This window comes from Psychrobacter fjordensis (assembly GCF_904845995.1).
GTDB lineage: Bacteria > Pseudomonadota > Gammaproteobacteria > Pseudomonadales > Moraxellaceae > Psychrobacter > Psychrobacter fjordensis.
This window is the reverse complement of sequence record NZ_CAJGYP010000001.1, coordinates 882,916-906,898: the sequence shown is the minus strand read 5'-3', so window position 1 is coordinate 906,898 and position 23,983 is coordinate 882,916. Positions and strand designations below refer to the sequence as shown.

The following is a 23,983-nucleotide window of genomic DNA, read 5'->3' as shown; positions in this document are numbered from 1 at the left end:
TATAAAAAAAGCTTGAACCTAAGATAATTAGATTCAAGCTTTTTTTATAGGGTATTAACGATTAAAAGGTCGTTTGCAAAGCGATGCTCGCGCCGTGGTCGTCGTAGTTATCACGCCACTCTCCGCGATAGCCTGCTGATATCTTCATATTAGCCATCGGCGTATAGCTAAGACCGATACCGGCGATGCCGATTTCACGGCCAACCTCTTGTCCAATGGTCGTAAACTTGTCATTAGGCATGCCTACAAAGCTGGCAGTAATATCTGACTGTTGATCACCATTCTCAATCGCTGCTGCTAATTGACCAGTCAGCGCCAGTTTTGATGTCAAAAGCTGTGACATCCGTAGACCAGCTGTCCAACGCATAGACTCATAAGTATCTTCACTAACGTCTAAGTTATAAACGCCAGCACCAGTTTCACGATATCCATCACTTTTTGCTTGTGCGTAGTTGACCTGAGCAAATGGTGTCAGATTACGTTGCTCATTACCGATGCGATGCATCACTCCTAATCCTGCCTGTAAGGTATCGACAGAGTAGTCTGACTGTGCAATAGGGCTATTCGATAGCGCTAAATGACGTTCGCCTTCGACATCGCTGCTACCAGCACCTGCATGGAAGTTCACCTGCGTCGCTTCACTTGCAGCATACTTACCATATCCTAGAACCTGCCAGTTTTTTGCTGTTAATTCATGGTCGAGGCGGCTGCCATCTGTGTCGGCATCGCTTTGAATATAAGAGACCGCAAGACCTAGATTAAGGTCAGTATTAATTGGTGTATCCAAACCAACAATAGCGCCATAACCTTCCGTGTCATAACCAGTGATACCGTTTTCTGCATCATGATTGCTGTTATTGCCAATTAGCTTTGCCCAAAGGTTGTTATTAGGCGTAGTTGGGCGATGCTCGCTAATGGCTTCGCTAGCAGCATAGTTGGCATCGACAATAATGCGATTGGTCGCACCCATAAACAACGGCTGTAGTTGATATGCCGTATTATTTATTCTGATTTGGCGTTGCTCTAGCGTTGGGTTGTCTACAAGGTCTTCGGTATCGGTAATCAGTTGAAGAGCCAATGGACTCGTTTTATTTATCATTGCTTTATCTAATACAGCAGCAAGACTTAACGCCTGTTTATCAGACTGACTGTTAGCAGCATTAACGAAGGTTGAGTCTGTAGCGGTTGGATCAACGACAACAGGTGTTTCAGGCACAACTGGTGTCTCAGGTACAACTGGTGTCTCAGGTACAACTGGTGTCTCAGGTACAACTGGTGTCTCAGGCACAACTGGTGTCTCAGGTACAACTGGTGTCTCAGGTTCAACTGGCGTTTCAGGTTCAACCGGCGTTTCAGGTTCAACTGGCGTTTCAGGTTCAACTGGTGTCTCAGGTTCAACTGGTGTTTCAGGTTCAACTGGTGTTACAGGCACAACTGGTGCTGTACCCATTTTTAAATGTACAGCATTAGCGTCACTGTAATCTGCGTAAAAACTGACCAGTGGGCTGTTATCGCTGACTGATACAAATTCACCAGTCCGACTGTCTGCGCTAACGATATTTTTCCACTCATTACTACCAGACATGCTTATTACAGCGTCTGATGCATTGACTTGCAGCTGACCTTCACTAATATTCGCATTACCTTTAACTACCAATTTACCGTAGTCATCAAGACTGTTCAGTCCGATGCCTAAAACTTCACCCTCTCTCATAACGTAGTTACCATCAAGGCTTAATGTACCTTGATTGATGTTGGTCGCTCCGGTCCATTGTTTTGAAGGAGTTGCCAAGGTTAGAATGCCACTGCCAAGTTTGGTCAGTTGACCTTCACCGCTTATTTTTGCGCCATTAGCCACTGTCGTATTAAAGCCTTGCGTATCTATATTAGCACCGCTCGCTTTGATATTAATGCTACTTCTACCAAAACCGCCAAAGCCATTAAATAGAGCGTCTTGATCGGCTGTCAAGCGCAATGTACCACCATCAAAATTGAACACGGAATTTGAAGTAGCTGTAGTAGCTCGCCCGATCGATTCAGCTAGCAATACACCCTTACTATCTAGATTGACAGTGGCTGAACCGTTATTACCGATCACCAATTCTTTAGTAGCAAAGGTACCATTGCTGCTAATATCCAATGACCCTGTTGCAGTAATGTTTTCACCCAAAAAAGTAGATTCAGCAACTTTCACTTTACCATTATTGCTAAGGGTCAAATTGCCGCTACCATTGCTACCTATTGAGAGGTTATCGGTGGTTAGTACTGAGTCAGCATCAGTTACATTGATAACGCCTCGACCCATACCTTGTTGACCAATGAGGGTCAAGTCAGCCGCTACCTTACCACCTTTGGTTATATCTAACTGCCCATTATTAGCAAAGCCAACTTGTAGCTCTTTACTAACCAAGGTAGAGCCTGCATCACTGATACTGATGCTATTTTTGTTATTGCCTATTATACTTTGACCTAAGCGTACCACCTCATTAGCCGTAGCTTTGGCACCTTGAGTGACATTAAGACTACCCTGACCATCATTACCTATGATGATATTTTCACTATTAAAGGCACTGTTCTTTCCTGTTACTTCAATTAATCCTTCACTGGAGAATTTGTCGCCTATGATACTTGAGGCCTCTATAGTTACTTCGGCACCATCTTGAATTTTTAAAGTACCGTTACCGTTTTGAGCAATAGTAATCTCTGGTGCTATCAACACAGAGCCTGCACCTTTGACGTCGATAGTCCCCTTACTGCCTTGGACAAGGCCTGCACCTGCAGCTGTTGTACTAGTTAATTTGGCTCCATTACTGATGGTCAAAAAACCTGTGCCTCTACCACCAGAAGCAACTTGCGCCGCTGTTGCCGTAGTGCCGCTGCCATCAATAGTAGCAGTACCGTTACTACCAATACCAATACCAATACCGATATCACTAGTAGCCGTTAGTTTACCTGAGTCTTTGACCATTAAAGTACCTTCGCCTCTATCACCGACGATGATTCTGTCAGTGCTCAAGCTGGAACCTGCACCTGTAATAGTAACCTGACCTTTAGAGCTGCTGGCGATGCCGACACCTACCTCAGATTGAAGTTTGCCAGCTGCGCCATTTTTTATCGTCAGCGTACCTTGGCCCTTATCACCTACTAAGATGGATTTACCGTTAAATACAGTACTTCTATCTGTCAAAGTCATATTAGCAACGCTGTTTGCTTCTAATCCTAAAACGGTTAGAACATTTACCTTAACGTTAGCACCATTTTGTGCGGTCAGATCTGCCTTACCTTCTTCAGAGACAGTAAGGAATTCAGCACCTAGTGAGCTACCAGCGCCGTCAATGGTAACGACACTAACGCTATCAGGTTTTACCGCTAGACTAATGAGGTCATCTGAAACCAAGCTACCAGCAGTATTGATATTTAGAGCAGAGGATGCTGCAAAACCAAACACCACCTCATCACCAGTGACTTTAGAACTATTGCTAATTGTCACGACTTCATCCGCAATAAAATTACTTGACAAGGCTGTTGTTGCGCCATCGTCATAAGTTACATCAGCTAGCGCCGAACCGGAAGCACAAAGCACAGCGACAGCTAGTGGTGTTAGCAAAATTTTGATAGCGGTTTGAGACTTACCCGATGACTTACCACACGATTTGGCAAGCTCAGACACGCATTGATAAACACCTAATGAACGATTAAAGACAACGCGGTAGACATGATTCATACTGGAACCTTAAGAGAATGGGTTTTTTAAGTAACATTTGATTAATAATTGACCAGTATATTACTCTATTCTATGAATTTGTCTATATTTTATACACAAAAGTTTGTTCTGATTTGGTTGTCTTTAAAAATAAAAGAGCTGCCTTATCAAGGCAGCTCTTATTTCTATCTGATGGGTTAACTTTAATGCCCAGTTATAAGGCCTTGAGCCCCGCAGCATAATCTCTCACATTTTGCGTTATTTTCATTGAGCAAAATTTAGGGCCACACATCGAGCAAAAGTGGGCAACTTTGTGCGCGTCTTTTGGGAGGGTCTCATCATGGAACTCACGTGCCGTGTCAGGGTCAAGTGCTAGATTGAACTGATCATCCCAGCGGAATTCAAAACGTGCCTTTGATAACGCATTATCACGAGACTGTGCGCCTGGATGACCTTTGGCCAAATCAGCAGCATGGGCCGCAATTTTATAAGTGATGATGCCATCTTTGACGTCTTTCTTGTTCGGTAGACCCAAATGTTCTTTTGGTGTCACATAGCACAGCATCGCTGTACCAAACCAACCAATCATCGCAGCCCCGATTGCACTGGTGATATGGTCATAGCCTGGTGCAATGTCAGTCGTCAAAGGCCCCAAAGTATAAAATGGCGCGTCAGCACACAGCTCAAGTTGCAAATCCATATTTTCTTTAATACGGTTCATTGCCACGTGCCCAGGCCCTTCGACCATCACTTGCACATCATGCTCCCACGCCACTTTGGTCAGCTCACCCAAGGTTTTTAGTTCGCTAAATTGCGCTTCGTCATTGGCATCCTGTAAGCAACCAGGGCGCAGACCATCACCCAAACTAAAGGCCACATCGTAGGCTTTCATAATCTCACAGATGTCTTCAAAGTGCGTGTACAAAAAGCTCTCTTGTTGATGCACCATGCACCACTGCGCCATGATAGAGCCGCCGCGAGACACAATGCCTGTTAGGCGTCCGGCAGTCATTGGCACATAATCTAACAGCACACCTGCATGAATGGTGAAGTAATCCACCCCTTGCTCAGCTTGCTCAATCAACGTATCACGGAAGATTTCCCACGTGAGGTCTTCTGCCACGCCATCGACTTTTTCTAATGCTTGATAAATTGGTACGGTGCCAATGGGCACTGGCGAGTTACGAATCAACCATTCACGGGTTTCGTGAATATGGTTGCCAGTCGATAAATCCATGATGTTATCCGCGCCCCAACGTGTGGCCCATGTCATTTTAGACACCTCTTCATCAATAGAAGAACCGAGCGCTGAATTACCGATATTGGCATTGATTTTCACCAAAAAATTGCGTCCGATAATCATCGGTTCAGATTCTGGATGGTTGATGTTGTTTGGAATAATCGCGCGACCTGCCGCTACTTCGCTACGCACAAATTCAGGGGTGATAACCGTCGGCGTGTTAGCACCAAAGTTCTCACCATCGTGCTGACGCATATCGGTCAGCTCATGCTGTTTTTGTGTTTCGCGAATGGCGATATATTCCATTTCTGGAGTGATGATACCGCGACGAGCGTAGTACATTTGAGTGACGTTGCCAGCTTTGCCATCGACATCTTTGGCGCGGCGTGGTTTGTCGATATGAGCGAATCTAAGGTTAGCAGTACTGATATCGCGGGCGCGAGCCAGTCCGTATGAGCTAGATAAACCATTGAGCTGCTCAGTATCACCGCGCTCAGCAATCCAGCCTTCACGCAGTTTCGGCAAGCCTTTTGTCAAATCAATATCGACGTTGGGATCGGTATAAACACCTGATGTGTCATAGACATAAAATGGTGGGTTCTGCTCCCATTCGCCTTCAGAAACGCCTTGCACAGGAGTAGGGTCAAGCGTTATTTCGCGCATCGGCACTTGGATATCGGGTCTTGAACCTTCGATATAAACTTTACGAGAGGCGGGCAAGATACGGTGCAAATCGCGGGCATCTTCTTCGAAGCGAGCATCACTTGCGGCACGGTGGGCAGGGGTTTTTAGCGCGTCTGCTTTTTTATCCGCTTTGCTGCCACTCACATTGAGTGAGGCACTGGCTGGGATATGAGTTTGAGCGGCTTTTGTGTTTGGGGAGGTCTCTAAAATAGTCATATGCTGTCCTAGCGTGTTGGTTTTTGAATAAAATCAACACCGCCAGTATCTGCGGGGGTAGCGTTTGTAATTTGGGCAAGTTCAGCTCATGAGCATCGTTCGCGACTAAAACTGAGTGATATAGTCGTGAGTGATACTCATCAAACGTTGGACGCAGCTTTGTATCAGTCTTCACTATTTAGTAGTACATCACGCACACCAAGATAGTAATGAAGATAAAAAGGCATTTCTGCACGTCCCTTGCTATAAATAACAAAGTGCTTAAGACTTCCCTGCGTCGGTACTAACCGCATCAGGTTCGGCGGGTGATCTCTCAGCGAATGTATTAGGACATCTACTTTAATAAAGCGAGCCAATAATACACCGCACCCCGAGTCTGTCAGTGTTGTGAATCCCCTTCATACTAACAAAATTCTGCTATGAGGGCTAATAGTATTTGGCCATAGGTGTTCCATCTACATAGCAGATTTCAAATCTGTGATAAGCACAGAACATGAGCACCCTTCGATAAGCGCTCTTTAACTACTACTTAATAAATGTGCTGTAATAATCGGGCGTATCTTTACTCTTCTAAGATTCCTTGAATTGCACATTTATTACAGCAAATGAAAGATTCATAAGGTTGTCATTAAACTGTCATAAAAACTTGGCAAGATAGCACGCATGTCACAAACAATGCTTTTTTGTATCGTTGTTAAACTTCAGGAGTCTTATATGCGTTATTCGTTATTAGCAGTTGCCGTTAGTTGTACATTAATGCTTACGGCGTGTAATAAGTCAACAGATACGGCAGAGCCAGCTGCTGATACTACCAGTAGCGCTGCCACCACGGCTGAAACAACCACTCAGACTCAAGGCACGCCTTCTGCTGATACAGGTTTTAAATCTGCTGAGAATATCGCAATGAATATCACGGGTGCAGGTGCTTCATTCCCGCAGCCTATCTATGCCAAATGGTCTTATGACTACAATGGTGCGACTGGTGGTCAAGTCAATTATCAATCAATTGGCTCCTCTGGTGGTATCAAACAAATTCAATCAAAAACTGTCGATTTCGGCGCTTCTGATGCACCGATGACGCCTGCAGAGTTAGACGAAGCAGGCTTGATTCAGTTTCCAACCGTTATCGGTGGTGTCGTACCTATCGTAAATATCGACGGTGTTGAGCCTGGTCAATTACAGTTAGACGGTACAACGTTAGCAGACATCTATTTGGGCAAAATTAGCAACTGGAATGATCCGGCTATCAAAGCAATGAACCCAGATTTGACATTGCCTGATGCTGCTATTACGACCGTATTCCGCTCAGACGGTTCAGGCACAACCTTTAACTTCACTGATTACTTAGCCAAAGTGTCAACAGACTGGAAAGATAGCGTCGGCGTTGATAAGACTGTGAAATGGCCAACCTCTGCTACCGGTGCAGGCGGTAAAGGTAACGAAGGCGTATCAAGCTACGTAAACCGTATGAAAAACTCTATTGGCTACGTTGAGTATGCTTATGCCAAGCAAAATAAAATGTCACACACAGCGCTAAAAAATGCTGCGGGTAACTTCGTGCAACCTTCTGCAGAAACCTTTGCAGCGGCTGGTGACATCGACTGGTCACAGCAAGAAGGCTTTTATAAAGTTATCACCAACTCTGAGACTGAGCAAGCATGGCCTATCGCTGCTGCAACCTTTATCTTAGTACACAAGCAACCAGAAAATCCTCAGCAAGTAGCTGGCGTGTTGAACTTCTTTGATTGGGCCTATACCCAAGGCGACGATGATGCCATGGCACTAGATTACGTTCCATTCTCTGATACGGCTGTTGCCTTATTCAAAGCCAAATGGAATGACGTGAAAGGCAGTGATGGACAACCAGTCTACAAGCCGGCTCAGTAACTGTTATCTACTGAATAAGCTTTAAGAGTTACCCTCTCGAATAACTATTCTCCGGTAGTTATTTGAGAGGTTTTATCACAGTAAGTTTGCTCCTAAGTTTATTGTGATAAAACCCAATAAAGATTTCTAATATTTTGACTCAACCCTATTCAATGCTGAGACACTTATGAATGATTTAAGGTCCCAATTGGCTAAACAAAAACGTTACGATTTTTTGTTTGTTAATGCAACCAAAGCTTTTGCCATTCTTGTCCTAATGTCTTTAGGTGGTATTTTAGTTTCTTTAATCGTCGGCGCATGGCCGAGCATTCAAGCATTTGGTTTGGGCTTTTATACCAGCAATAACTGGGATACAGTTGCTAATGAGTACGGTGCATTAGCGCCTATTTACGGCACGTTGGTGACATCATTTATCGCCATCTTAATTGCCGTTCCAGTCAGCTTTGGTATTGCCATATTTTTAACCGAAATGTGCCCAAAGTTCTTAAAAAAACCACTTGGCATTGCCATTGAACTATTGGCTGGTATCCCTTCTATCATTTACGGTATGTGGGGATTGTTTGTATTTGCGCCTTTCTTTGGCGATCACATTCAGCCATGGTTCATTGAGCACATTGGCCCACTGCCTATCATCGGTAAGCTATTTACGGGTGCACCAATGGGGCTAGGTATGTTTACCGCCTCATTGGTATTGGCCATCATGATTATTCCATTCATTGCCGCCACCATGCGTGATGTTTTTTCTGTCGTGCCAGATCTGCTTAAAGAGTCCGCTTATGGAATGGGTGCGACGACTTGGGAAGTCATGTTCAAGATTATTCTGCCTTATACCAAAGCAGGTGTGGTAGGTGGCGTCATCTTAGGATTGGGTCGTGCATTGGGCGAGACGATGGCGGTAACTTTCTTGATTGGTAATGCCTTTAATATCAGTCCAAGTCTCTTTACGTCAGGCGTTACGATTACGTCGGCCTTGGCAAATGAATTTGCAGAAGCGTCGAGTGAGCTACATTTGGCTTCCTTATTACATCTGGGCTTAATCTTATTTGTCATTACCTTCATCGTATTATCGCTTGCTAAGCTGATGCTCATGAGTATGGACAAAAAAGCAGGTAATCGTTAGTCGTTAGATTGCCTCAGTTTCATTGAGTCAGTTCGATGCAATCAATAAGTTAAGTGTCGATGGTTATTGGTATTGATAAAAATACGGGAAACACATTTTATGCCTTCTAACAATGCTACCAACGCAATCAATGCACCGTCACCGCTGAACACGGGTTTTGAAGGGCGCTATAACAGAAGCTTATATAATAAGCGCCGCTGGGCCAATAAAGTAGGCCTTGGGTTTGCCATGACGGCAATGGTTTTTGGTTTGTTTTGGCTGTTTTGGATTTTGCTTACGCTCTTTGTTGAAGGCTTCCAAGGCATGGTGCAGCTGCCTATCTTTACTGCTGATACGCCACCGCCTATGAGTGCAGGCGGTTTACGCAACGCGATTGTCGGTTCAGTCATGTTAGCGTTTTCAGGATTGTTTATCGGGGCACCTATCGGATTGATGACAGGTATTTATTTATCCGAGTTTTCTCAAGGCAGTATGCTTGGCAAGGTAACACGATTCTTAAATGATATTTTGTTATCAGCACCATCTATTGTTATCGGTCTATTTATTTATGCGCTAATGGTAAAAGGTCAAAGTTTCTCTGGTTGGGCGGGCGCATTGGCATTGGCACTAATCGTTATTCCTGTGGTCGTGCGTACCACTGAAAATATGCTGAATCTGGTTCCTAATAGCATTCGCGAAGCCGCCTATGCATTGGGTACACCCAAGTGGAAGATGGTGACGCAAGTAACGATTAAAGCTGCTAGAGCTGGACTGACCACAGGGGTGTTATTGGCCTTTGCGAGAATCACGGGTGAGACGGCACCATTGCTATTTACCGCGCTGAACAACCAGTATTTTAGCACTGATATGAGTCAACCCCTTGCCAACTTACCAAATACGATCTACCAGTTTGCGATGAGTCCTTATGACAACTGGCATACTTTAGCATGGGCAGCAGCGCTCCTTATTACTACCTCTGTCTTGGTACTCAATATTTTGGCGAGATTCATTGGTAGTAGAGGTCAGGTCAAATAAAGCCTGATGTCAGATGACATAACACCAAGTATTTACTCACACTTATACGAAATCAATTAAGCTAGGTTGGATAACATTATGAATGACGTCGTAAGCAAAAAACGTGTAGAAAAGACTGCTGATAAGTTTAATACGACAACAGGCAATCTACTAAACAGGTCGATGTCCACTAGCACACAAATGGAACAGCCAAATGTTGCCAGCCTGACCAAACAAACCCTTCATGATCTCCCGCAAAATATGCCGCCGGCAAAAATGCAGATTCGTGATTTAAATTTTTATTATGGTGATTTCCAAGCACTGAAAAACATCAATATCGATATCCCTGATAAAAAAGTAACCGCTTTTATCGGCCCATCAGGTTGTGGTAAGTCCACGCTATTACGTACCTTTAATCGTATGTATGACTTGTATCCAGGTATGCGTGCCGAAGGCAGTATCAATCTTGATGGCAATAACATCTTGGGTAAAGACGTCGATGTGAATCTGCTACGCGCCCAAGTCGGCATGGTCTTTCAAAAACCGACCCCATTCCCAATGTCGATTTATGACAATGTCGCCTTTGGGGTACGCCTTTATGAGAAGTTAAGCAAGGCTGAGCTAGACAATCGCGTGGAATGGGCACTCAAAAAATCTGCATTATGGCCAGAAGTAAAAGACAAACTAAAGGCTTCTGGATTGTCTTTATCAGGCGGACAGCAGCAGCGCTTATGTATCGCCCGAAGTGTCGCGACCAAGCCTGAAGTGTTATTGCTCGATGAGCCGACATCCGCGCTTGATCCTATCTCGACGGGTGCTATCGAAGATTTGATTGAAGATCTTAAAAAAGACTATACGATCGCCATCGTCACTCACAATATGCAGCAAGCGGCGCGTGTATCTGATTACACCGTCTATATGTATTTGGGCGATATGATTGAGATGGGTGAGACGGATCAAGTATTTACTAAGCCTGCTCAGAAAGCGACAGAAGACTATATTACAGGTCGTTATGGCTAACACTGAGCATCAATAAGTGAAAAATGCTCGATACGTTTGATAGTGTTTCGTGAGCCAATTCGTTTAACTTAAAAATCTCATCGCGCTATTAATACATGGATTTCAGGGAATACCTCTTATGCAAAGTGATAAGCATATCTCTAAAAGTTTTGACCAAGATCTTGACGAAGCCATTCGGTTGTTTCTATACATGGGTGATAGGGCCGCGGACCAAGTGGCCCAAGCCATTCATGCGCTTATCGATAAAAATGAAACGTTGGCACAAGAGGTCATCGATCTAGATTTTGAGATAAATCGAATGGAAGTGGAGTTGGATGAGCATATTTTGTTATTGGTCGCAAAACGCCAGCCTGCCGCCAGTGATTTACGTTTGGTCATGTCCATCAGTAAAGGCGTGGTTGATTTAGAACGTATAGGTGATGAAGCCGTAAAAATTGCTCAAATGGCAAATAAAATCGCTGCACAAGGGAAGTTGTCGTACGGCTATTCAGAAGTACAGCACCTAAGTAATCAAGTTCGTCTCATGCTACACAACGCGTTAGAGGCTTTTAGTCAGTCGAATGCGGAGCAAGCGTTTGAAGTCATGCGTAATGACAATGTGGTCAACGATGAATACCAGTCGGCTATTCGCGCACTAATGACCTATATTATGGAAGATTCACGCCATGTCTCAAAAGTAATCAATATTATGTGGGTATTGCGCGCGCTTGAGCGTATTGGCGATCATGCACAAAATGTCGCCGAGCTGGTGATTAACTATAGTAGTGGTCAAGATGTTCGTCATTCTGATTATGCAATGGTCGAAAAAGCCGTACAAGAAGCCAATGACCGTATGGCAGCGCGCCAAGTCAATATAACATCAGCCACAATGGCCGCTTCTGATTTCGATGCGTCAGACAGTGATGAAGACTAGCAAAAACTATTCAGTTGGTATTTGAGCCTAAAAAAACGCGCTATATAAAATAGCGCGTTTTTTGATGGTTATCAGAAAGCGAGGAAAGGCTAGCTTTCGGGTGTCCAACCTTGCGCACGTTCGTAATCTTCATTATCCAAAAATTTATCACGTTGCTCAGTTAAGAACTTTTTGGCGGCAGGATCCATCATGCTTAAATGATTTTCGTTGATCAGCATGGTTTGGTGTTCGATCCATTCTTTCCACGCTTTGTCAGATACGGTTTCTTGCAGCTCCTGACCTTTTTTATTAGGAAAAGGCGGGTGTGGCATCTTTGGCAAATCTTGCTTATATTTACGGCAAAATACAGTATTGGCTTGAGGGTTAAAAGTCTCAGTCATAAGGCGTTCCTTATTATGTATGGGTCTTTATAAATATATTTTAAATGACGTTACCTGCTTATGGTAACAAAAACACCCGCCTAAGTAGCGGGTGTTTTTCAATTATTAGAGTAATAAACTACTTGGTTATAGAGTCGCTTTTAAGCAAAAACTTTCAAACGAGCACGACCATTGATTACGGCCTTTTTTACTTGATTCGGCGCAGTGCCACCTAAATGGTCACGGGCTGCTAATGAGCCTTCTAGCGTTAGATAATCAAAGACATCTTCACCGATAGCATCGCTAAACTGCTGTAGCTGTGCCAATGATAAATCACTCAAATCAACGCCTTCTTTGATACCCAAAGCAACGGCATTACCAACCACTTCATGGGCATCACGGAACGCAACACCTTGGCGTACCAGATAATCTGCAAGGTCAGTGGCAGTCGCATAGCCTTTCATGGTGGCAGCACGCATGTTTTCTTTATTAGGCGTGATGTTAGGTAGCATATCACCAAAAGCCAATAAACAGCCGGTAAGGGTATCGACGCAATCAAAGAGTGGCTCTTTGTCTTCTTGATTGTCTTTGTTATAGGCCAGTGGCTGACTCTTCATCAGGCTAAGCAGAGTCATTAGTTGACCAAAGACACGTGCTGCTTTACCGCGTACCAATTCAGGTACATCAGGGTTTTTCTTCTGTGGCATGATAGATGAGCCAGTACAGAAGCGATCTGGAATCTGTACGAAGTTAAATTGTGCTGACATCCACAGGATAATCTCTTCACTCATGCGTGACATGTGCATCATGAGAATAGACGCGGCAGAGGTAAACTCAATAGCAAAATCACGATCAGAAACTGCATCCAAAGAGTTCTGGCAGATACCTTCGAAACCAAGCAGTTCAGCAGTAATCGTACGATCGATTGGGAACGTTGTGCCAGCGAGCGCTGCGCTACCAAGTGGCATCTGATTGATACGGCGGCGCGCATCGACCAAACGTTCAGTATCGCGATACAACATCTCAAACCATGCCATCACGTGATGACCAAAGCTGACGGGCTGTGCCGTTTGCAAATGGGTAAAGCCTGGCATGATGGTATCGGTATGTTGCTCAGCCAAATCTAGCAAGCCACTTTGCAAACGTACCAATAGAGCGATGATGTTATCCGTCTCTTCACGCAACCAAAGACGAATATCGGTAGCCACCTGATCATTACGGCTACGGCCAGTATGGAGCTTTTTACCAACCGCACCTATAATGTCAGTCAGACGTGATTCGACGTTCATGTGTACGTCTTCGAGCGCGATTGACCAGTTAAACTCACCGGCTTCAATCTCACGCAACACTTGCTGCAGGCCATCGATGATAGTGGCTACTTCGTCAGCAGTCAGAATGTCACATTCTTTGAGCATGGTCGCATGAGCGATCGAGCCTTGAATATCATGACGTGCAAAACGTTGGTCAAAGCCGACAGATGCGGTAAAGGCAGCAACGAAGCTGTCTGTCGCTTCACTAAAGCGACCGCCCCACATTTGCTGACCCTGACTGCTTGTAGGGCTGTTATTTGTTGTAGAGGCATCTGTGCTAGAATCAGAGACAGATGCAGTTACATTTGATTCGGGATTACTAAGGTTTGAAGAATTGGCGTTCATATCGGTACAAGACAAGTCAAGAGAATAAGAACTCGAGTATAGCAAAGGATGAGGTAGCCTTGCTAGCGGAGCGCTTAGAGTTTTTTATGCCCAAGCTCATGGATGTCATGAAAGTTTGGCAGTGGCTGTTGTATGTCTTTTTTTGGTCGATATTCGTAACGGTAACGCATCGTTACGAGATCGCCACTTGGGCAGATTTTTTGATGCAACTCTCGAGCAGGTTGCTCCAAAATATTTTGAGCATCATGCCATCGCTGTATATCATTGACTATCTGCGCCATATCTTTAAAAGTATGAGCATCCCCAAAGTTACGGTATACGTAGTCAGTATACTAATGACTACCTATGCCATTTCAATGACGCTAATCAGTCTTATTATGATTAATATGGGTTGGATTGACTATAATCATCAGACGTTCATTCCAGATATATTAATTGATACCTTGAGTGCTGGTGGTTTTGCCTTGATATTTCTACTGTATTTTTTACGCCGCTATCGCGAGATGAATGCCCTCAAGCAATCATTTGAACACAAGCTAAGTGCCCAAAACGATATAATCAAAGCACGTCTCTCCCCGCATTTTTTCTTTAATACCCTTAACACACTTGTGTCACTTATCGAATCTAACCCACCACGAGCTGCTGCCTTACTACAGAACGTTTCCGCATTATTTCGTGCCAGTTTTAATGGTGCGCGCGAGATTAGCTTCGAAGAAGAGATCGCTCTATGTGAGCATTATTTGGCGATTGAAGCTAGCCGTTTGGCAGATAAGCTTGAGGTGACATGGGATCTACCTGACGAAGACGTTATGTATGACATGGTTATCAATGCCTTAACCCTGCAGAGTATATTGGAACGAATGCTGCTAAATGTGGTTGAGATGACCACTGAAATTATTTGTATCAATATTAAAGTAACGTGGCAGCAGCATCAGGTTATGATTGTAATTGGTGTCGACCTTCCCAAAAGAACCTTAATCATTAATCATGATTTACGCCAAAACATGAGTTTTTATGTTCAAGCTGAGCGTTTACGTTCCTATTTCGGTCAAAGTGCTGATATTAAAAGCACAGTGACCAACACCCAAATTATTACTGTTATTGACTATCCGCTACAAGACGTCAGTCTATGATGATTTTTTCATTACTTATTTTTTATTTTTCTTATAAATAAATAACCGTGGCATACATATTGCATTGTATATCTATATTATTGTTTTACTTTGTATTTAGTAGTGATTAAGAATCATTATTATTGATGGTGAATAAATAAACATGAAAAACGAGATACAAAAAATAGCCTCGTATTAAATTTATTATTAGCCCTGATTTATCGGTTATTATAGAATTTTTTATTTGTGGTTTTATTAAATATTTTTATGCTAAGCGAATGGTAATGAGTGATAGTATGTTTGTAATGTCTATTGAAAGTATTAAGTTTGTCCAGGGATGGGAGTTTGCATGCGTATTGTAGTTTGTGATGATGAACCGCTAGCGCGTGAGCGTTTGGTCCGAATTGTACAAGAGTCAGGTCATCAAGTGGTCGCTCAAGCAACAACAGGTAAAGAAGCCATTATGGCTGTTAAAACGCAGCAGCCAGATATCATATTGTTAGATATCCGTATGCCTGAAATGGATGGTGTACGCTGTGCTCAAGAGCTTTCGCAACTTGATCACCCACCAGCGATTATATTTGTCACGGCTTATGATCATTATGCAATTGCTGCTTTAAAAGCCAATGCGATTGGCTACTTATTGAAGCCTGCTAATAAAGATGAACTAGTAGAAGCGCTGAATAAAGCTAAAAATCTAAATGCTGCTCAGTTGAATGAAATTCGTAAGCTAGAAGATCCCACCGCACGGCCAGTACGCGAACATATTGCTGCTCGTACTCATCGAGGTGTAGAGCTTATTAAGCTTAAAGATATTTACTATTTTACGGCCGATCAAAAGTATGTCAAAGTACGCCACAAAGATGGCATTGTACTGATTGATGAAACGCTAAAAGAGCTTGAGCAAGAGTTTGAAGATCGACTATTTCGCGTGCATCGTAACGCAATTATCAATCTCAGCTTTTTGGATTACTTAGAAACGTTAGATGCAGGGCAGTATCAGATACGTTTTAAAGGTATTGATGAGACGCTAGCCGTTAGTCGTCGCCACTTGCCTGCACTACGTGACAAAATTCAAAGTATGTAACTTGAAACATGTAACTTGCTGTTTTAATAGCGAAATAATCATCCCATATCATCAAACCCTTATTTATGCTTAAATAGGGGTATTTTTTTGCGTCAGTATTCACTATAACAGGTGTATAGCGCTCGTTTACTGAGGCAATTTTCCGCATTGTTTAGTACGGGTGTCATACTACAAAGATATTATGCCGTACAGATACGAGCAGCACTGACAGCACAGCCCAACATTACAGCACCAACATAATAATACCGAACTTATTGAGGCCCTTTATGAGCAATTCGCAGCAACCTGCATTGACCACTTTAAACATCGCTACACGTCAGAGTCCTTTAGCACTATGGCAAGCTGAGCATATTCGTGCACGGCTATTAGAGATGTATCCTGAATTAACGATTAACTTGCTCAAAATTGTCACTAAGGGTGACAAGATATTAGACACACCGTTGGCCAAAATTGGCGGCAAAGGATTATTTGTCAAAGAGCTTGAGCAAGCGTTGTATGACAAGCAAGCGGATATTGCAGTCCATTCATTAAAGGATGTGCCGATGCAGCTGCCTGAAGGGTTGACGCTAGGTGTCTATTGTAAACGTGCTTCACCTACGGATGCTTTTGTCTCTAATACTTATAATAGTATTGATGAGTTGCCAAAAGGCGCAGTAGTGGGAACGTCTAGCTTGCGTCGTCAGTGTCAGATCAAAGCTTATCGCTCAGACTTACAGATCAAGACTTTGCGCGGTAATGTTGGTACTCGTTTGGGTAAGCTAGACGCGGGCGAGTATGATGCGATTATTCTAGCGACCAGTGGCTTACAGCGCATTGAGCTGGATGAGCGTATACGCGGTGAGCTTGAAATTGATGCTTGCTTACCTGCAGTTGGACAAGGTGCGCTAGCAATTGAATGCCGTGAAGGTGACGATGAAGTATTAAAGCTACTAGCACCGCTTAATGACGATAAAGCCCGTATTCGTCTTATCGCAGAGCGAGCGCTAAACCGTCATTTAGAGGGTGGTTGCCAAGTGCCTATTGCAGCCTATGCTGTTTTACAGATGGCTAGTGAGACAGATGCCAATAACGATGACAATGGCGATAACGGTAATAACGACAATGGTAATGTGTTGTGGCTCCGTGGCCGAGTAGGTCAAGCTGATGGTAGCCAGTTATTAAAGGCAGAAAAGCGTGTCACATTAGTCGGTACGCAAGAAGAGCAAGAAATACAGGCCAATCAACTTGGTATTGATGTTGCTAAGCTCCTACTTGCCGATGGCGCTGGTGATATCTTATCAGCGATTTATTACCCTGAATAACACGTCAGTATCTTTATTAGCTTAGCCATAACGGCCTCACTGTAGATGTTGATGGGTGGTTAAGCCAACTTTATCAGTCTTTTGTCATGGTACGTCTATGTCATCGTCAATTTACGCCAAATCTGTGCATAAAGGTCAGGCAACGGATGCCCATCTGTTGCTACCACAAGTCGTCATCAATACCCGCCCAGTAGAGCGGTCAGCACCACTGACGCAGCACTTACAAGCGGCGGGGTTGAGTGTGGTTGAGATGCCAATGTTGGCGCTACAGTCGCGCCCAACGACTGATGATGACATTATGTTGATGCAGCAGTGGCTAGCAGGGGCTTATAAGGCACTTGTTATCGTCAGTCCAACGGCGGCCGCTGCAGGTCTAGCTGTCTGGCAAATGCTGGAGCATGAGAATCAAGTGCGAGATGACGAAAATGATCAAGTAGATGCACCTGTAAAAGCACCAAGCCATATCATTGCAGTTGGTGAGGCGACGGCGGCGGTCTTAAGTAATAGCCTTGCTCATGAGTTAGAGTATCAGGTGCGCCAGCCAGAAGTTGCCAATAATGAAAGTATGTTGGCGATGCCTGAGATTGAGAGTTTGCAGGCAGGTGATAAGCTGCTGGTATGGCGTGGGCTTGGTGGTCGGCGATTATTGGTCGATGCATTACAGGCGCGTGGTGTCCATGTCGATAGCATTGCTTGGTATGAGCGAAAAATGCCTGTAGAGGCAAGCGCGCAATATGAGCAGTGGCTACAAGGTTTTCTGACATCTTGTTCGAAGCAAGATATAGCGTTATCAGAGCAGCCGAAGCCAATCGTGGTTGTCAGTAGTGGTGCTGCCTTTGAGCATTGGGAAACCATCGTTAGCGCTGTGGCAGAGAAGGGCCTAGAACCAGCTGCTGATACAGTTCTTCGACCACTTGAGCTAGAAGATTTTGCGTATGTGGTACTAGGCGAGCGCTTAGCTAATATGGTTGCAGAGCAGCAACTATATTGTTGGCGTGTGGAAGACTTGGCGCCAGAAACTATCCTCGCTGCGATCAGATCGAAACATTAATTTTTTGCATTCTTAATTTTAACTATATTTAAACCTACCAATAACGGCGTTGCCTTATGTCAATTAATTCTGAATCGTTACCTAAGGAACCTTCGGCTGTTCAACAACGCCGGCAAGCAAATATGTTGTTGGTGCGACTGCAATGGTTCGTTATTCTGTTGCTGGTTGCTGCGTTGTTTTGGCTTTATATCAGTCAACAGCGTTTTCAAAATAACGTCAATGATCGTTTGCAAAGCAATGAGCAAATCGCCAGTCGTCTTAATGAGATGGATGATCGCTTATTTTCGATGAGTCAACAGACGTTACCAAAGCCTAGTGCCACTGTTAGCAGTCAAGCTCAAAACCAGCTAGATTTATTACGTATTCAAATACAAGCCGCTGATAGGTTATTGGTAGATAATAATGATAATGCAGCGATTGAATTGCTGCGAGGGTTACATTGGCAGCTTTCACAAAGTAGTAATGAGATTGCGCCAGCGCTGACCATCGTTATTAAACAAAGCTTGATGAAAGATATCGAGCGTCTACAAGCCAGAAGCTCACAACCTAGTCCTTGGCAGCTACAAAACTTAGCCATCCAAAACATTCAAGATTTTTTGCACAGTCATGAGCGTGCGACTAATACGGCGACACAGACGAAAATTACCGATAATGATGCAGGTCTAACACGTAGACAGCTCGTGATTCATGAAGTCATCATGACATTGAATCTCGCAAATCAAGCCAGTAATATGCGTGAGCAAGATCAATTTATCAGCTACTTAACGCAAGCGCGAAAGCAATTGCAGAGTCTAGTCCCTCAAAGTCTAGAGCCAAAAAATTCAGACAAGCAAACATCGGCAAGTACAAAAAAAGCGGCTAACGAGACCAATGTACAGACCAAATCATCACCTGCAAATATTCCAGAAGTTATAGATTGGTTAGATCGATTAATTGCCAATGCACCAAAACCAACACCATTGTTGACGACACAGATTTTGGATCAACCAAAACGTTAATGTTCAACAGACCCTATTGTGCCAAAGATTTATTAATACAAAGAATAAGAGAAATGACATTATGGACAGTTTGAACCAAGAATCACATTTGGCCTCTACTATCGCAGAAAACCATAATCCTGACGAATTGTCCTATTATCCAGTGATTCATCATCAACCCATTCATTGGGGCGAAATGGATGCCTTTAATCATTTAAACAATGTCGTTTATTATCGCTATGCTGAGTCAGCACGTATTGGATATTTGCAGGCATTAGGAATGTTTGACGGTAGTATGATCACCGTATTGGCGCAATCTAGCTGTCAATATTTACGTCCTGTGATTTATCCAGATACTTTATTATTGGGTGTGCGTTGTCAGCGCTTGGGTAGGACCAGCATCGTAATAGAGTACAGTTACTACAGTACGGCACAACAGGCAGTCGTTGCGACGGCTGAGGCAGTTGTGGTGCGTCTAGATAGTAGTGGAAAGGATAAATTACCATGGACAATCGAGGAGCGTGAACGGCTATTAGCACTAGAGGCAAAATTTGGTCATACGCCTGAGTCTTAAAACTCAAAGGATTACTCTATATAAGTGGATGCGTCAAAAGAGAAAATAACATCATTAAACACAAAAAAGGCACGCTAACATTGGAGTAGCGTGCCTTTTTTAAGCTTAATTTTTCGACTCAATAACACAAACAAATATTAGTCTTGTTGCGGTGCTTGAACGAAATCGACCACGTTTAACTCAAAACCTGATAACGCATAAAACTTCATCGGTGATGACAGTAGACGCATGTCACGAACCCCTAAGTGACGTAATATTTGTGCGCCAACACCAACGCTACGATACGGCTGCTGAGTAAGTGTTGATTGCGATTCATTGTCTGCGGCTTTATCTAACGCATCCCCTAAATCAACAGGTTGGTTACTACCAATCCAAACCAATACACCGCGATCTGAGGCGCTAATTTCTTTTAATGCCGCTTGTACGCTCCAGCCACTACGGCCAGTCATGTCATTTTTAGCCGCAAACAAATCACGTAATGGATGGAAGCCATGAACACGTACTGTGCTGACTCCTTCGCTGACATCGCCTTTGACTAACGCTAAATGAGTCTCATCAGCACCAAATTCACGGAAGCGATGCAAAGTGAACGTACCATGTTCAGTCTCAAAAGGATATGATTCTACTTCTTCTACTGTCTGTTCATTCGCAATACGATAGTTGATAAGATCAGCAATCGTACCTATTTTTAGATCATGTTCTTTTGCAAATATTTCTAGATCATCACGACGTGCCATCGTACCATCAGCATTGATGATTTCGACCAGCACAGATGCTGGCTCAAGGCCTGCTAGGCGTGATAAGTCACAACCCGCTTCTGTGTGACCAGCGCGATGCAATACACCACCATCTTGCGCAATGATAGGAAAGATATGGCCAGGCTGTACAATATCTTCAGCTTTAGCAGTAGCAGACACTGCTGCTTGAATGGTACGAGCGCGATCGGCAGCAGAAATACCCGTCGTAACGCCTTCAGCGGCTTCAATTGATACGGTAAAGTTAGTGCTGAATTTAGCTTCGTTACGTTCAGACATAAGCGGTAAAGACAGCTGATGCGCACGAGCTTGTGAGATGGTCAAACAGACTAAGCCGCGAGCATGGGTAATCATAAAGTTAATATCTTCAGGGCGCACATGGGTCGCTGCCATGATGATATCACCTTCGTTTTCGCGGTCTTCATCATCCATCAAGACGACCATTTTACCAGCACGAATGTCTTCGATAATCTCAGGAATCGTATTTAAACTCATAGTAAATCTCAATATTTTATTATTTATAGATAGGTGTGATTTGGAATCTAAAGCATTATCTGTCTATTAGAGCAGTAGATAATACAAAGCGCTGTTACGGTCAAGCAAAGCGCTATTACGGTCAAGCAAAGCGCGCTATAAGCAATATCATTTGATATAAAGGTGACTCACTTAATTGCTTGTATAGTTCATTATGAGGTCATTTTAACGCTTTTCATCGCAACGTGCTGTGTCATCTTCCCACTATATCGTTCAGTATGTCAAAAATAGTCATAAGTATTATCAATAATCGCTACTATTCAGGCATTAAAGCACACGTCACATAATAAGATGGCACGTCTATACGGGGTTAGTCATTACTTGCCGCTTGGGTTTTCAGCCAATCTATAAATTGTTTGCTATGTTGTTCTCGCTGATTGTCTGCAAACTCGTAAAAGCGTGTACCGACTAAGTTATCTGGTAAATAAGACTGCGGATAATAATGGTTGGGGTAGTCATGAGGATATACATAGTTCTGACCATAGCCTTGATGTCGCATCAGCTTGGTCACGCCATTGCGTAGATGTAGCGGTACAGGAGAGGCATCATTTTCTGCCAACGCCATCGCAGCATTGATTGCTTTATAGGTGCTATTGCTTTTGGCACTGGTCGCCAGATAAACCACCACTTGACCTAAAATTAGACGTGCCTCAGGCATACCTATGGATTGCACACTGCGTAGTGCTGCATCAGCAAGAAGTAAGGCATTAGGGTTGGCATTGCCGATATCTTCGCTGGCCAAAATAACCAAACGCCGCGCAATAAAATCAGCAGGCTCACCGCCCACTAGCATCCGAGCCATCCAATACAGTGCTGCATCAGGGTCAGAGCCCCGGACGGATTTTATCATTGCTGAGACGATATCGTAATGCTGCTCACCATCTTTATCGTAGCGGATCAGTGCAGTCTGTGCTACCCGACCGACCAATGCATCATCAACGATAATCGGTGATTGCTTAGGGTCAGCCGTTTGAATGGCAAGCTCTAATAAATTTAATGCTTTTCTAGCATCACCATGTGCCAGTTGGCTGATAGTGTCTTTTGCTTGCAAATCGACAGTCAGTTCTTTTAGCACGTTGTCTTCCGACAGTGCTCGCTGTAACACGGCACCGATCTGTTCTGGTGTCAGAGGTTCTAGACGATACACTTGGCAACGTGATAGTAGGGCGTTATTGACGCTAAATGAGGGGTTTTCGGTCGTGGCACCAATCAAAGTGATATCGCCAGACTCTACCGCGCCCAGTAGCGCATCCTGCTGTGCCTTATTAAATCGATGAATTTCATCAATGAAGACCACAGGTGATTCAAATGTCAGTGAATCCTTATTATCTAAGACTTCGCGTAACTGTTTAACCCCAGTATTCAACGCGGACAGCGCATGAAAGGGACGACCAACAGCGTCTGCTAGCAGCATAGCAATCGTCGTTTTACCGATACCTGCTTCCCCATGCAAAATAATTGATGGCAAATGCCCTTGTTCGACCAAACGTCGCAGAGGTGCACCTGCGGCCAGTAAATGCTCTTGACCGATAATGGCATTGAGCGTGTTTGGGCGCATGCGCTGAGCAAGTGGAGTATCAGCATGAAAACTAGGTGGCATAGGGCTTCTCTATTATCAATTTAAACAGCAATCAATTTGTCTGTCACAGCAATGGTAAATAAGTTTTTATGGGGTCATCTAAACCGCTACACACCACGCTATATTTATCATTTTTATTGAAGCTAAACATTTCTACCTGCTTGGCATGGTTTTCGCATTAATGAATATTAGACCTTAAATGAATATTAGATCTTAGCAATAAAAAAAAGCTAATTGAATCGACTATATTTGCTATGTGTCTACACGATAGGCTAACGCAATCTTATGTTAATGAAAGCTCGCTAAGTGTATAGCTTATGTCCCAGCTACTTTGGTTTTCAGACTTTATCCCTATTAACGGTTCAGTTATATTGATGAGCAGTATCAATAAACATGGCTCACCAAGCATAATTTATTAAAAGTGGTCTATCAAGCATAAGGTATTACAGTGATGACGTCTCAATCGATATTTAAGCGTTTTTTGAATCGATGTTTATATCGCAGTGCACAGCAGCAATCACGCTTACTCACTGTGAGCGAGGTGACGCTAGCACGTTCAGTATTCGGTGACAGCATTGACCTTGATGGTGTTCAGCTTAAGACTGCTTGGTGGGTGCTAAAAAATTATGCCGTTAGCCCTAATGGCAATATTTACTTTAATCCTGCAGATTGGATTACAGATTTTAGCGAGGCTTCACTAGGTAAGCAAAGCTGGCTGATACATGAGCTGACCCATGTCTGGCAGTTGCAGCAAGGTTTAAAGGTCGTGCGTGGTGCGGTTATCGATCGTCGTTATGATTATGTGCTTGAGGTAGGGAAGCCCTTTTTTAAGTATGGTATCGAGCAGCAAGCACGCATGGTACAGGATTACTTTATTCGTCATCGGCGCGGGCAAGACTGCCAAGCTTTGGAAGCCTGCATTCCATTTTTGGTCACAAGCTCTATCGACGAAACAAAAAATACAGATAGCTCGTTCACAATTTAATTGTCTTATTAGAGATAGATAGTGACTATAGCTGATTCAATTTAAAAGTAGTACAAGGCAACCGAGTGTAGATGTATGTTTAATACTTCAAATGAGGTTAAAGCAGTAATACTTTTATAGTGGAATGACTATATGATAAGAATTAGTATAAAGCATGCTTTGTGCTTTACAAGGTCACGATAACTCTGAGAAAAGTAAATTAGCAAAGGATTGCTACGGTAGCTATAGCTTTTAATAT

Annotated in this window: 18 protein-coding genes and 1 riboswitch; of the genes, 12 read left to right on the top strand and 6 right to left on the bottom strand. The window is 43.6% G+C overall.

Annotated elements, in window-relative coordinates; all coding sequences use genetic code 11:
* Positions 1 to 61 precede the first annotated feature (61 nt).
* Positions 62 to 3,724: an autotransporter domain-containing protein gene (locus JMW61_RS03760; RefSeq protein WP_201549668.1), complete on the bottom strand. Its 3,663-nt coding sequence runs from the start codon at positions 3,722 to 3,724 to the stop codon at positions 62 to 64.
* A gap of 193 nt (positions 3,725 to 3,917) precedes the next feature.
* Positions 3,918 to 5,843: a phosphomethylpyrimidine synthase ThiC gene (gene thiC, locus JMW61_RS03755; protein WP_227687351.1), complete on the bottom strand. Its 1,926-nt coding sequence runs from the start codon at positions 5,841 to 5,843 to the stop codon at positions 3,918 to 3,920.
* A gap of 252 nt (positions 5,844 to 6,095) precedes the next feature.
* Positions 6,096 to 6,226, bottom strand: a riboswitch (TPP riboswitch).
* A gap of 331 nt (positions 6,227 to 6,557) precedes the next feature.
* On the opposite strand from thiC, the gene pstS reads away from it, so the two are divergent.
* The 5 genes from pstS (at position 6,558) to phoU (ending at position 11,776) form a co-directional block, all read left to right on the top strand.
* Positions 6,558 to 7,730, top strand: a complete 1,173-nt coding sequence (gene pstS, locus JMW61_RS03750; protein WP_201549667.1) for a phosphate ABC transporter substrate-binding protein PstS — start codon at positions 6,558 to 6,560, stop codon at positions 7,728 to 7,730.
* A 166-nt stretch (positions 7,731 to 7,896) separates the two neighbouring features.
* Positions 7,897 to 8,850 carry a phosphate ABC transporter permease subunit PstC gene (gene pstC, locus JMW61_RS03745; protein WP_194196189.1) on the top strand — a complete coding sequence of 318 codons (954 nt, stop codon included), beginning with the start codon at positions 7,897 to 7,899 and terminating at the stop codon, positions 8,848 to 8,850.
* A 99-nt stretch (positions 8,851 to 8,949) separates the two neighbouring features.
* Positions 8,950 to 9,864: a phosphate ABC transporter permease PstA gene (gene pstA, locus JMW61_RS03740; protein WP_201549666.1), complete on the top strand. Its 915-nt coding sequence runs from the start codon at positions 8,950 to 8,952 to the stop codon at positions 9,862 to 9,864.
* Positions 9,865 to 9,942: 78 nt separating this feature from the next.
* Positions 9,943 to 10,863, top strand: coding sequence for a phosphate ABC transporter ATP-binding protein PstB (gene pstB / locus JMW61_RS03735; RefSeq protein WP_201549665.1), 921 nt, complete (start codon positions 9,943 to 9,945; stop codon positions 10,861 to 10,863).
* Positions 10,864 to 10,981: 118 nt separating this feature from the next.
* Positions 10,982 to 11,776: a phosphate signaling complex protein PhoU gene (phoU, locus tag JMW61_RS03730; RefSeq protein WP_201549664.1), complete on the top strand. Its 795-nt coding sequence runs from the start codon at positions 10,982 to 10,984 to the stop codon at positions 11,774 to 11,776.
* Positions 11,777 to 11,865: 89 nt separating this feature from the next.
* Here the strand turns inward: phoU and JMW61_RS03725 are convergent, their stop codons facing one another.
* Positions 11,866 to 12,156: an oxidative damage protection protein gene (locus tag JMW61_RS03725; RefSeq protein WP_110922046.1), complete on the bottom strand. Its 291-nt coding sequence runs from the start codon at positions 12,154 to 12,156 to the stop codon at positions 11,866 to 11,868.
* Between the two features lie 140 nt (positions 12,157 to 12,296).
* The gene (gene argH / locus JMW61_RS03720; RefSeq protein ID WP_197129426.1) at positions 12,297 to 13,670 is read right to left on the bottom strand and encodes an argininosuccinate lyase; all 1,374 of its coding nucleotides are present in this window, start codon (positions 13,668 to 13,670) and stop codon (positions 12,297 to 12,299) included.
* 206 nt (positions 13,671 to 13,876) lie between these two features.
* Here argH and JMW61_RS03715 point away from each other — a divergent pair, with 206 nt between their 5' ends.
* The 6 genes from JMW61_RS03715 to JMW61_RS03690 all read left to right on the top strand — a co-directional run bounded on the left by JMW61_RS03715 (position 13,877) and on the right by JMW61_RS03690 (position 19,892).
* Complete coding sequence (locus JMW61_RS03715) at positions 13,877 to 14,923, top strand: histidine kinase (RefSeq protein ID WP_227687350.1); 1,047 nt, start codon at positions 13,877 to 13,879, stop codon at positions 14,921 to 14,923.
* 328 nt (positions 14,924 to 15,251) lie between these two features.
* Positions 15,252 to 15,989, top strand: a complete 738-nt coding sequence (locus tag JMW61_RS03710; RefSeq protein WP_110922044.1) for a LytR/AlgR family response regulator transcription factor — start codon at positions 15,252 to 15,254, stop codon at positions 15,987 to 15,989.
* A 266-nt stretch (positions 15,990 to 16,255) separates the two neighbouring features.
* Positions 16,256 to 17,290 carry a hydroxymethylbilane synthase gene (gene hemC / locus JMW61_RS03705; protein WP_201549662.1) on the top strand — a complete coding sequence of 345 codons (1,035 nt, stop codon included), beginning with the start codon at positions 16,256 to 16,258 and terminating at the stop codon, positions 17,288 to 17,290.
* A gap of 97 nt (positions 17,291 to 17,387) precedes the next feature.
* Positions 17,388 to 18,341: a uroporphyrinogen-III synthase gene (locus tag JMW61_RS03700; RefSeq protein WP_201549661.1), complete on the top strand. Its 954-nt coding sequence runs from the start codon at positions 17,388 to 17,390 to the stop codon at positions 18,339 to 18,341.
* A gap of 56 nt (positions 18,342 to 18,397) precedes the next feature.
* The gene (locus tag JMW61_RS03695) at positions 18,398 to 19,339 is read left to right on the top strand and encodes a hypothetical protein (protein ID WP_201549660.1); all 942 of its coding nucleotides are present in this window, start codon (positions 18,398 to 18,400) and stop codon (positions 19,337 to 19,339) included.
* Between the two features lie 61 nt (positions 19,340 to 19,400).
* A complete protein-coding gene (locus tag JMW61_RS03690) occupies positions 19,401 to 19,892 on the top strand; it encodes an acyl-CoA thioesterase (protein ID WP_201549659.1) in 492 nt (163 codons plus the stop codon).
* Positions 19,893 to 20,029: 137 nt separating this feature from the next.
* Here the strand turns inward: JMW61_RS03690 and ribBA are convergent, their stop codons facing one another.
* Both ribBA and JMW61_RS03680 read right to left on the bottom strand, forming a co-directional pair.
* Positions 20,030 to 21,142, bottom strand: coding sequence for a bifunctional 3,4-dihydroxy-2-butanone-4-phosphate synthase/GTP cyclohydrolase II (gene ribBA, locus JMW61_RS03685; RefSeq protein ID WP_110922039.1), 1,113 nt, complete (start codon positions 21,140 to 21,142; stop codon positions 20,030 to 20,032).
* Positions 21,143 to 21,491: 349 nt separating this feature from the next.
* Complete coding sequence (locus tag JMW61_RS03680; protein WP_201549658.1) at positions 21,492 to 22,781, bottom strand: replication-associated recombination protein A; 1,290 nt, start codon at positions 22,779 to 22,781, stop codon at positions 21,492 to 21,494.
* Between the two features lie 430 nt (positions 22,782 to 23,211).
* Between JMW61_RS03680 and JMW61_RS03675 the strand changes: the two genes are divergently transcribed.
* Complete coding sequence (locus JMW61_RS03675; RefSeq protein ID WP_227687411.1) at positions 23,212 to 23,745, top strand: type IV secretion protein Rhs; 534 nt, start codon at positions 23,212 to 23,214, stop codon at positions 23,743 to 23,745.
* Positions 23,746 to 23,983 lie beyond the last annotated feature (238 nt).

Bases quoted from the DNA above. Each gene is read 5' to 3' on its own strand.
- JMW61_RS03715 (WP_227687350.1), top strand. From the start codon at position 13,877: ATGCCCAAGCTCATGGATGTCATGAAAGTTTGGCAGTGGCTGTTGTAT.
- argH (WP_197129426.1), bottom strand. From the start codon at position 13,670: ATGTGGGGCGGTCGCTTTAGTGAAGCGACAGACAGCTTCGTTGCTGCC.
- pstS (WP_201549667.1), top strand. From the start codon at position 6,558: ATGCGTTATTCGTTATTAGCAGTTGCCGTTAGTTGTACATTAATGCTT.
- hemC (WP_201549662.1), top strand. From the start codon at position 16,256: ATGAGCAATTCGCAGCAACCTGCATTGACCACTTTAAACATCGCTACA.
- pstB (WP_201549665.1), top strand. From the start codon at position 9,943: ATGAATGACGTCGTAAGCAAAAAACGTGTAGAAAAGACTGCTGATAAG.
- JMW61_RS03690 (WP_201549659.1), top strand. From the start codon at position 19,401: ATGGACAGTTTGAACCAAGAATCACATTTGGCCTCTACTATCGCAGAA.
- ribBA (WP_110922039.1), bottom strand. From the start codon at position 21,142: ATGAGTTTAAATACGATTCCTGAGATTATCGAAGACATTCGTGCTGGT.
- JMW61_RS03710 (WP_110922044.1), top strand. From the start codon at position 15,252: ATGCGTATTGTAGTTTGTGATGATGAACCGCTAGCGCGTGAGCGTTTG.
- phoU (WP_201549664.1), top strand. From the start codon at position 10,982: ATGCAAAGTGATAAGCATATCTCTAAAAGTTTTGACCAAGATCTTGAC.
- JMW61_RS03695 (WP_201549660.1), top strand. From the start codon at position 18,398: ATGTCAATTAATTCTGAATCGTTACCTAAGGAACCTTCGGCTGTTCAA.
- JMW61_RS03700 (WP_201549661.1), top strand. From the start codon at position 17,388: ATGTCATCGTCAATTTACGCCAAATCTGTGCATAAAGGTCAGGCAACG.
- thiC (WP_227687351.1), bottom strand. From the start codon at position 5,843: ATGACTATTTTAGAGACCTCCCCAAACACAAAAGCCGCTCAAACTCAT.
- JMW61_RS03760 (WP_201549668.1), bottom strand. From the start codon at position 3,724: ATGAATCATGTCTACCGCGTTGTCTTTAATCGTTCATTAGGTGTTTAT.
- JMW61_RS03680 (WP_201549658.1), bottom strand. From the start codon at position 22,781: ATGCCACCTAGTTTTCATGCTGATACTCCACTTGCTCAGCGCATGCGC.
- pstA (WP_201549666.1), top strand. From the start codon at position 8,950: ATGCCTTCTAACAATGCTACCAACGCAATCAATGCACCGTCACCGCTG.
- pstC (WP_194196189.1), top strand. From the start codon at position 7,897: ATGAATGATTTAAGGTCCCAATTGGCTAAACAAAAACGTTACGATTTT.
- JMW61_RS03725 (WP_110922046.1), bottom strand. From the start codon at position 12,156: ATGACTGAGACTTTTAACCCTCAAGCCAATACTGTATTTTGCCGTAAA.
- JMW61_RS03675 (WP_227687411.1), top strand. From the start codon at position 23,212: ATGACGTCTCAATCGATATTTAAGCGTTTTTTGAATCGATGTTTATAT.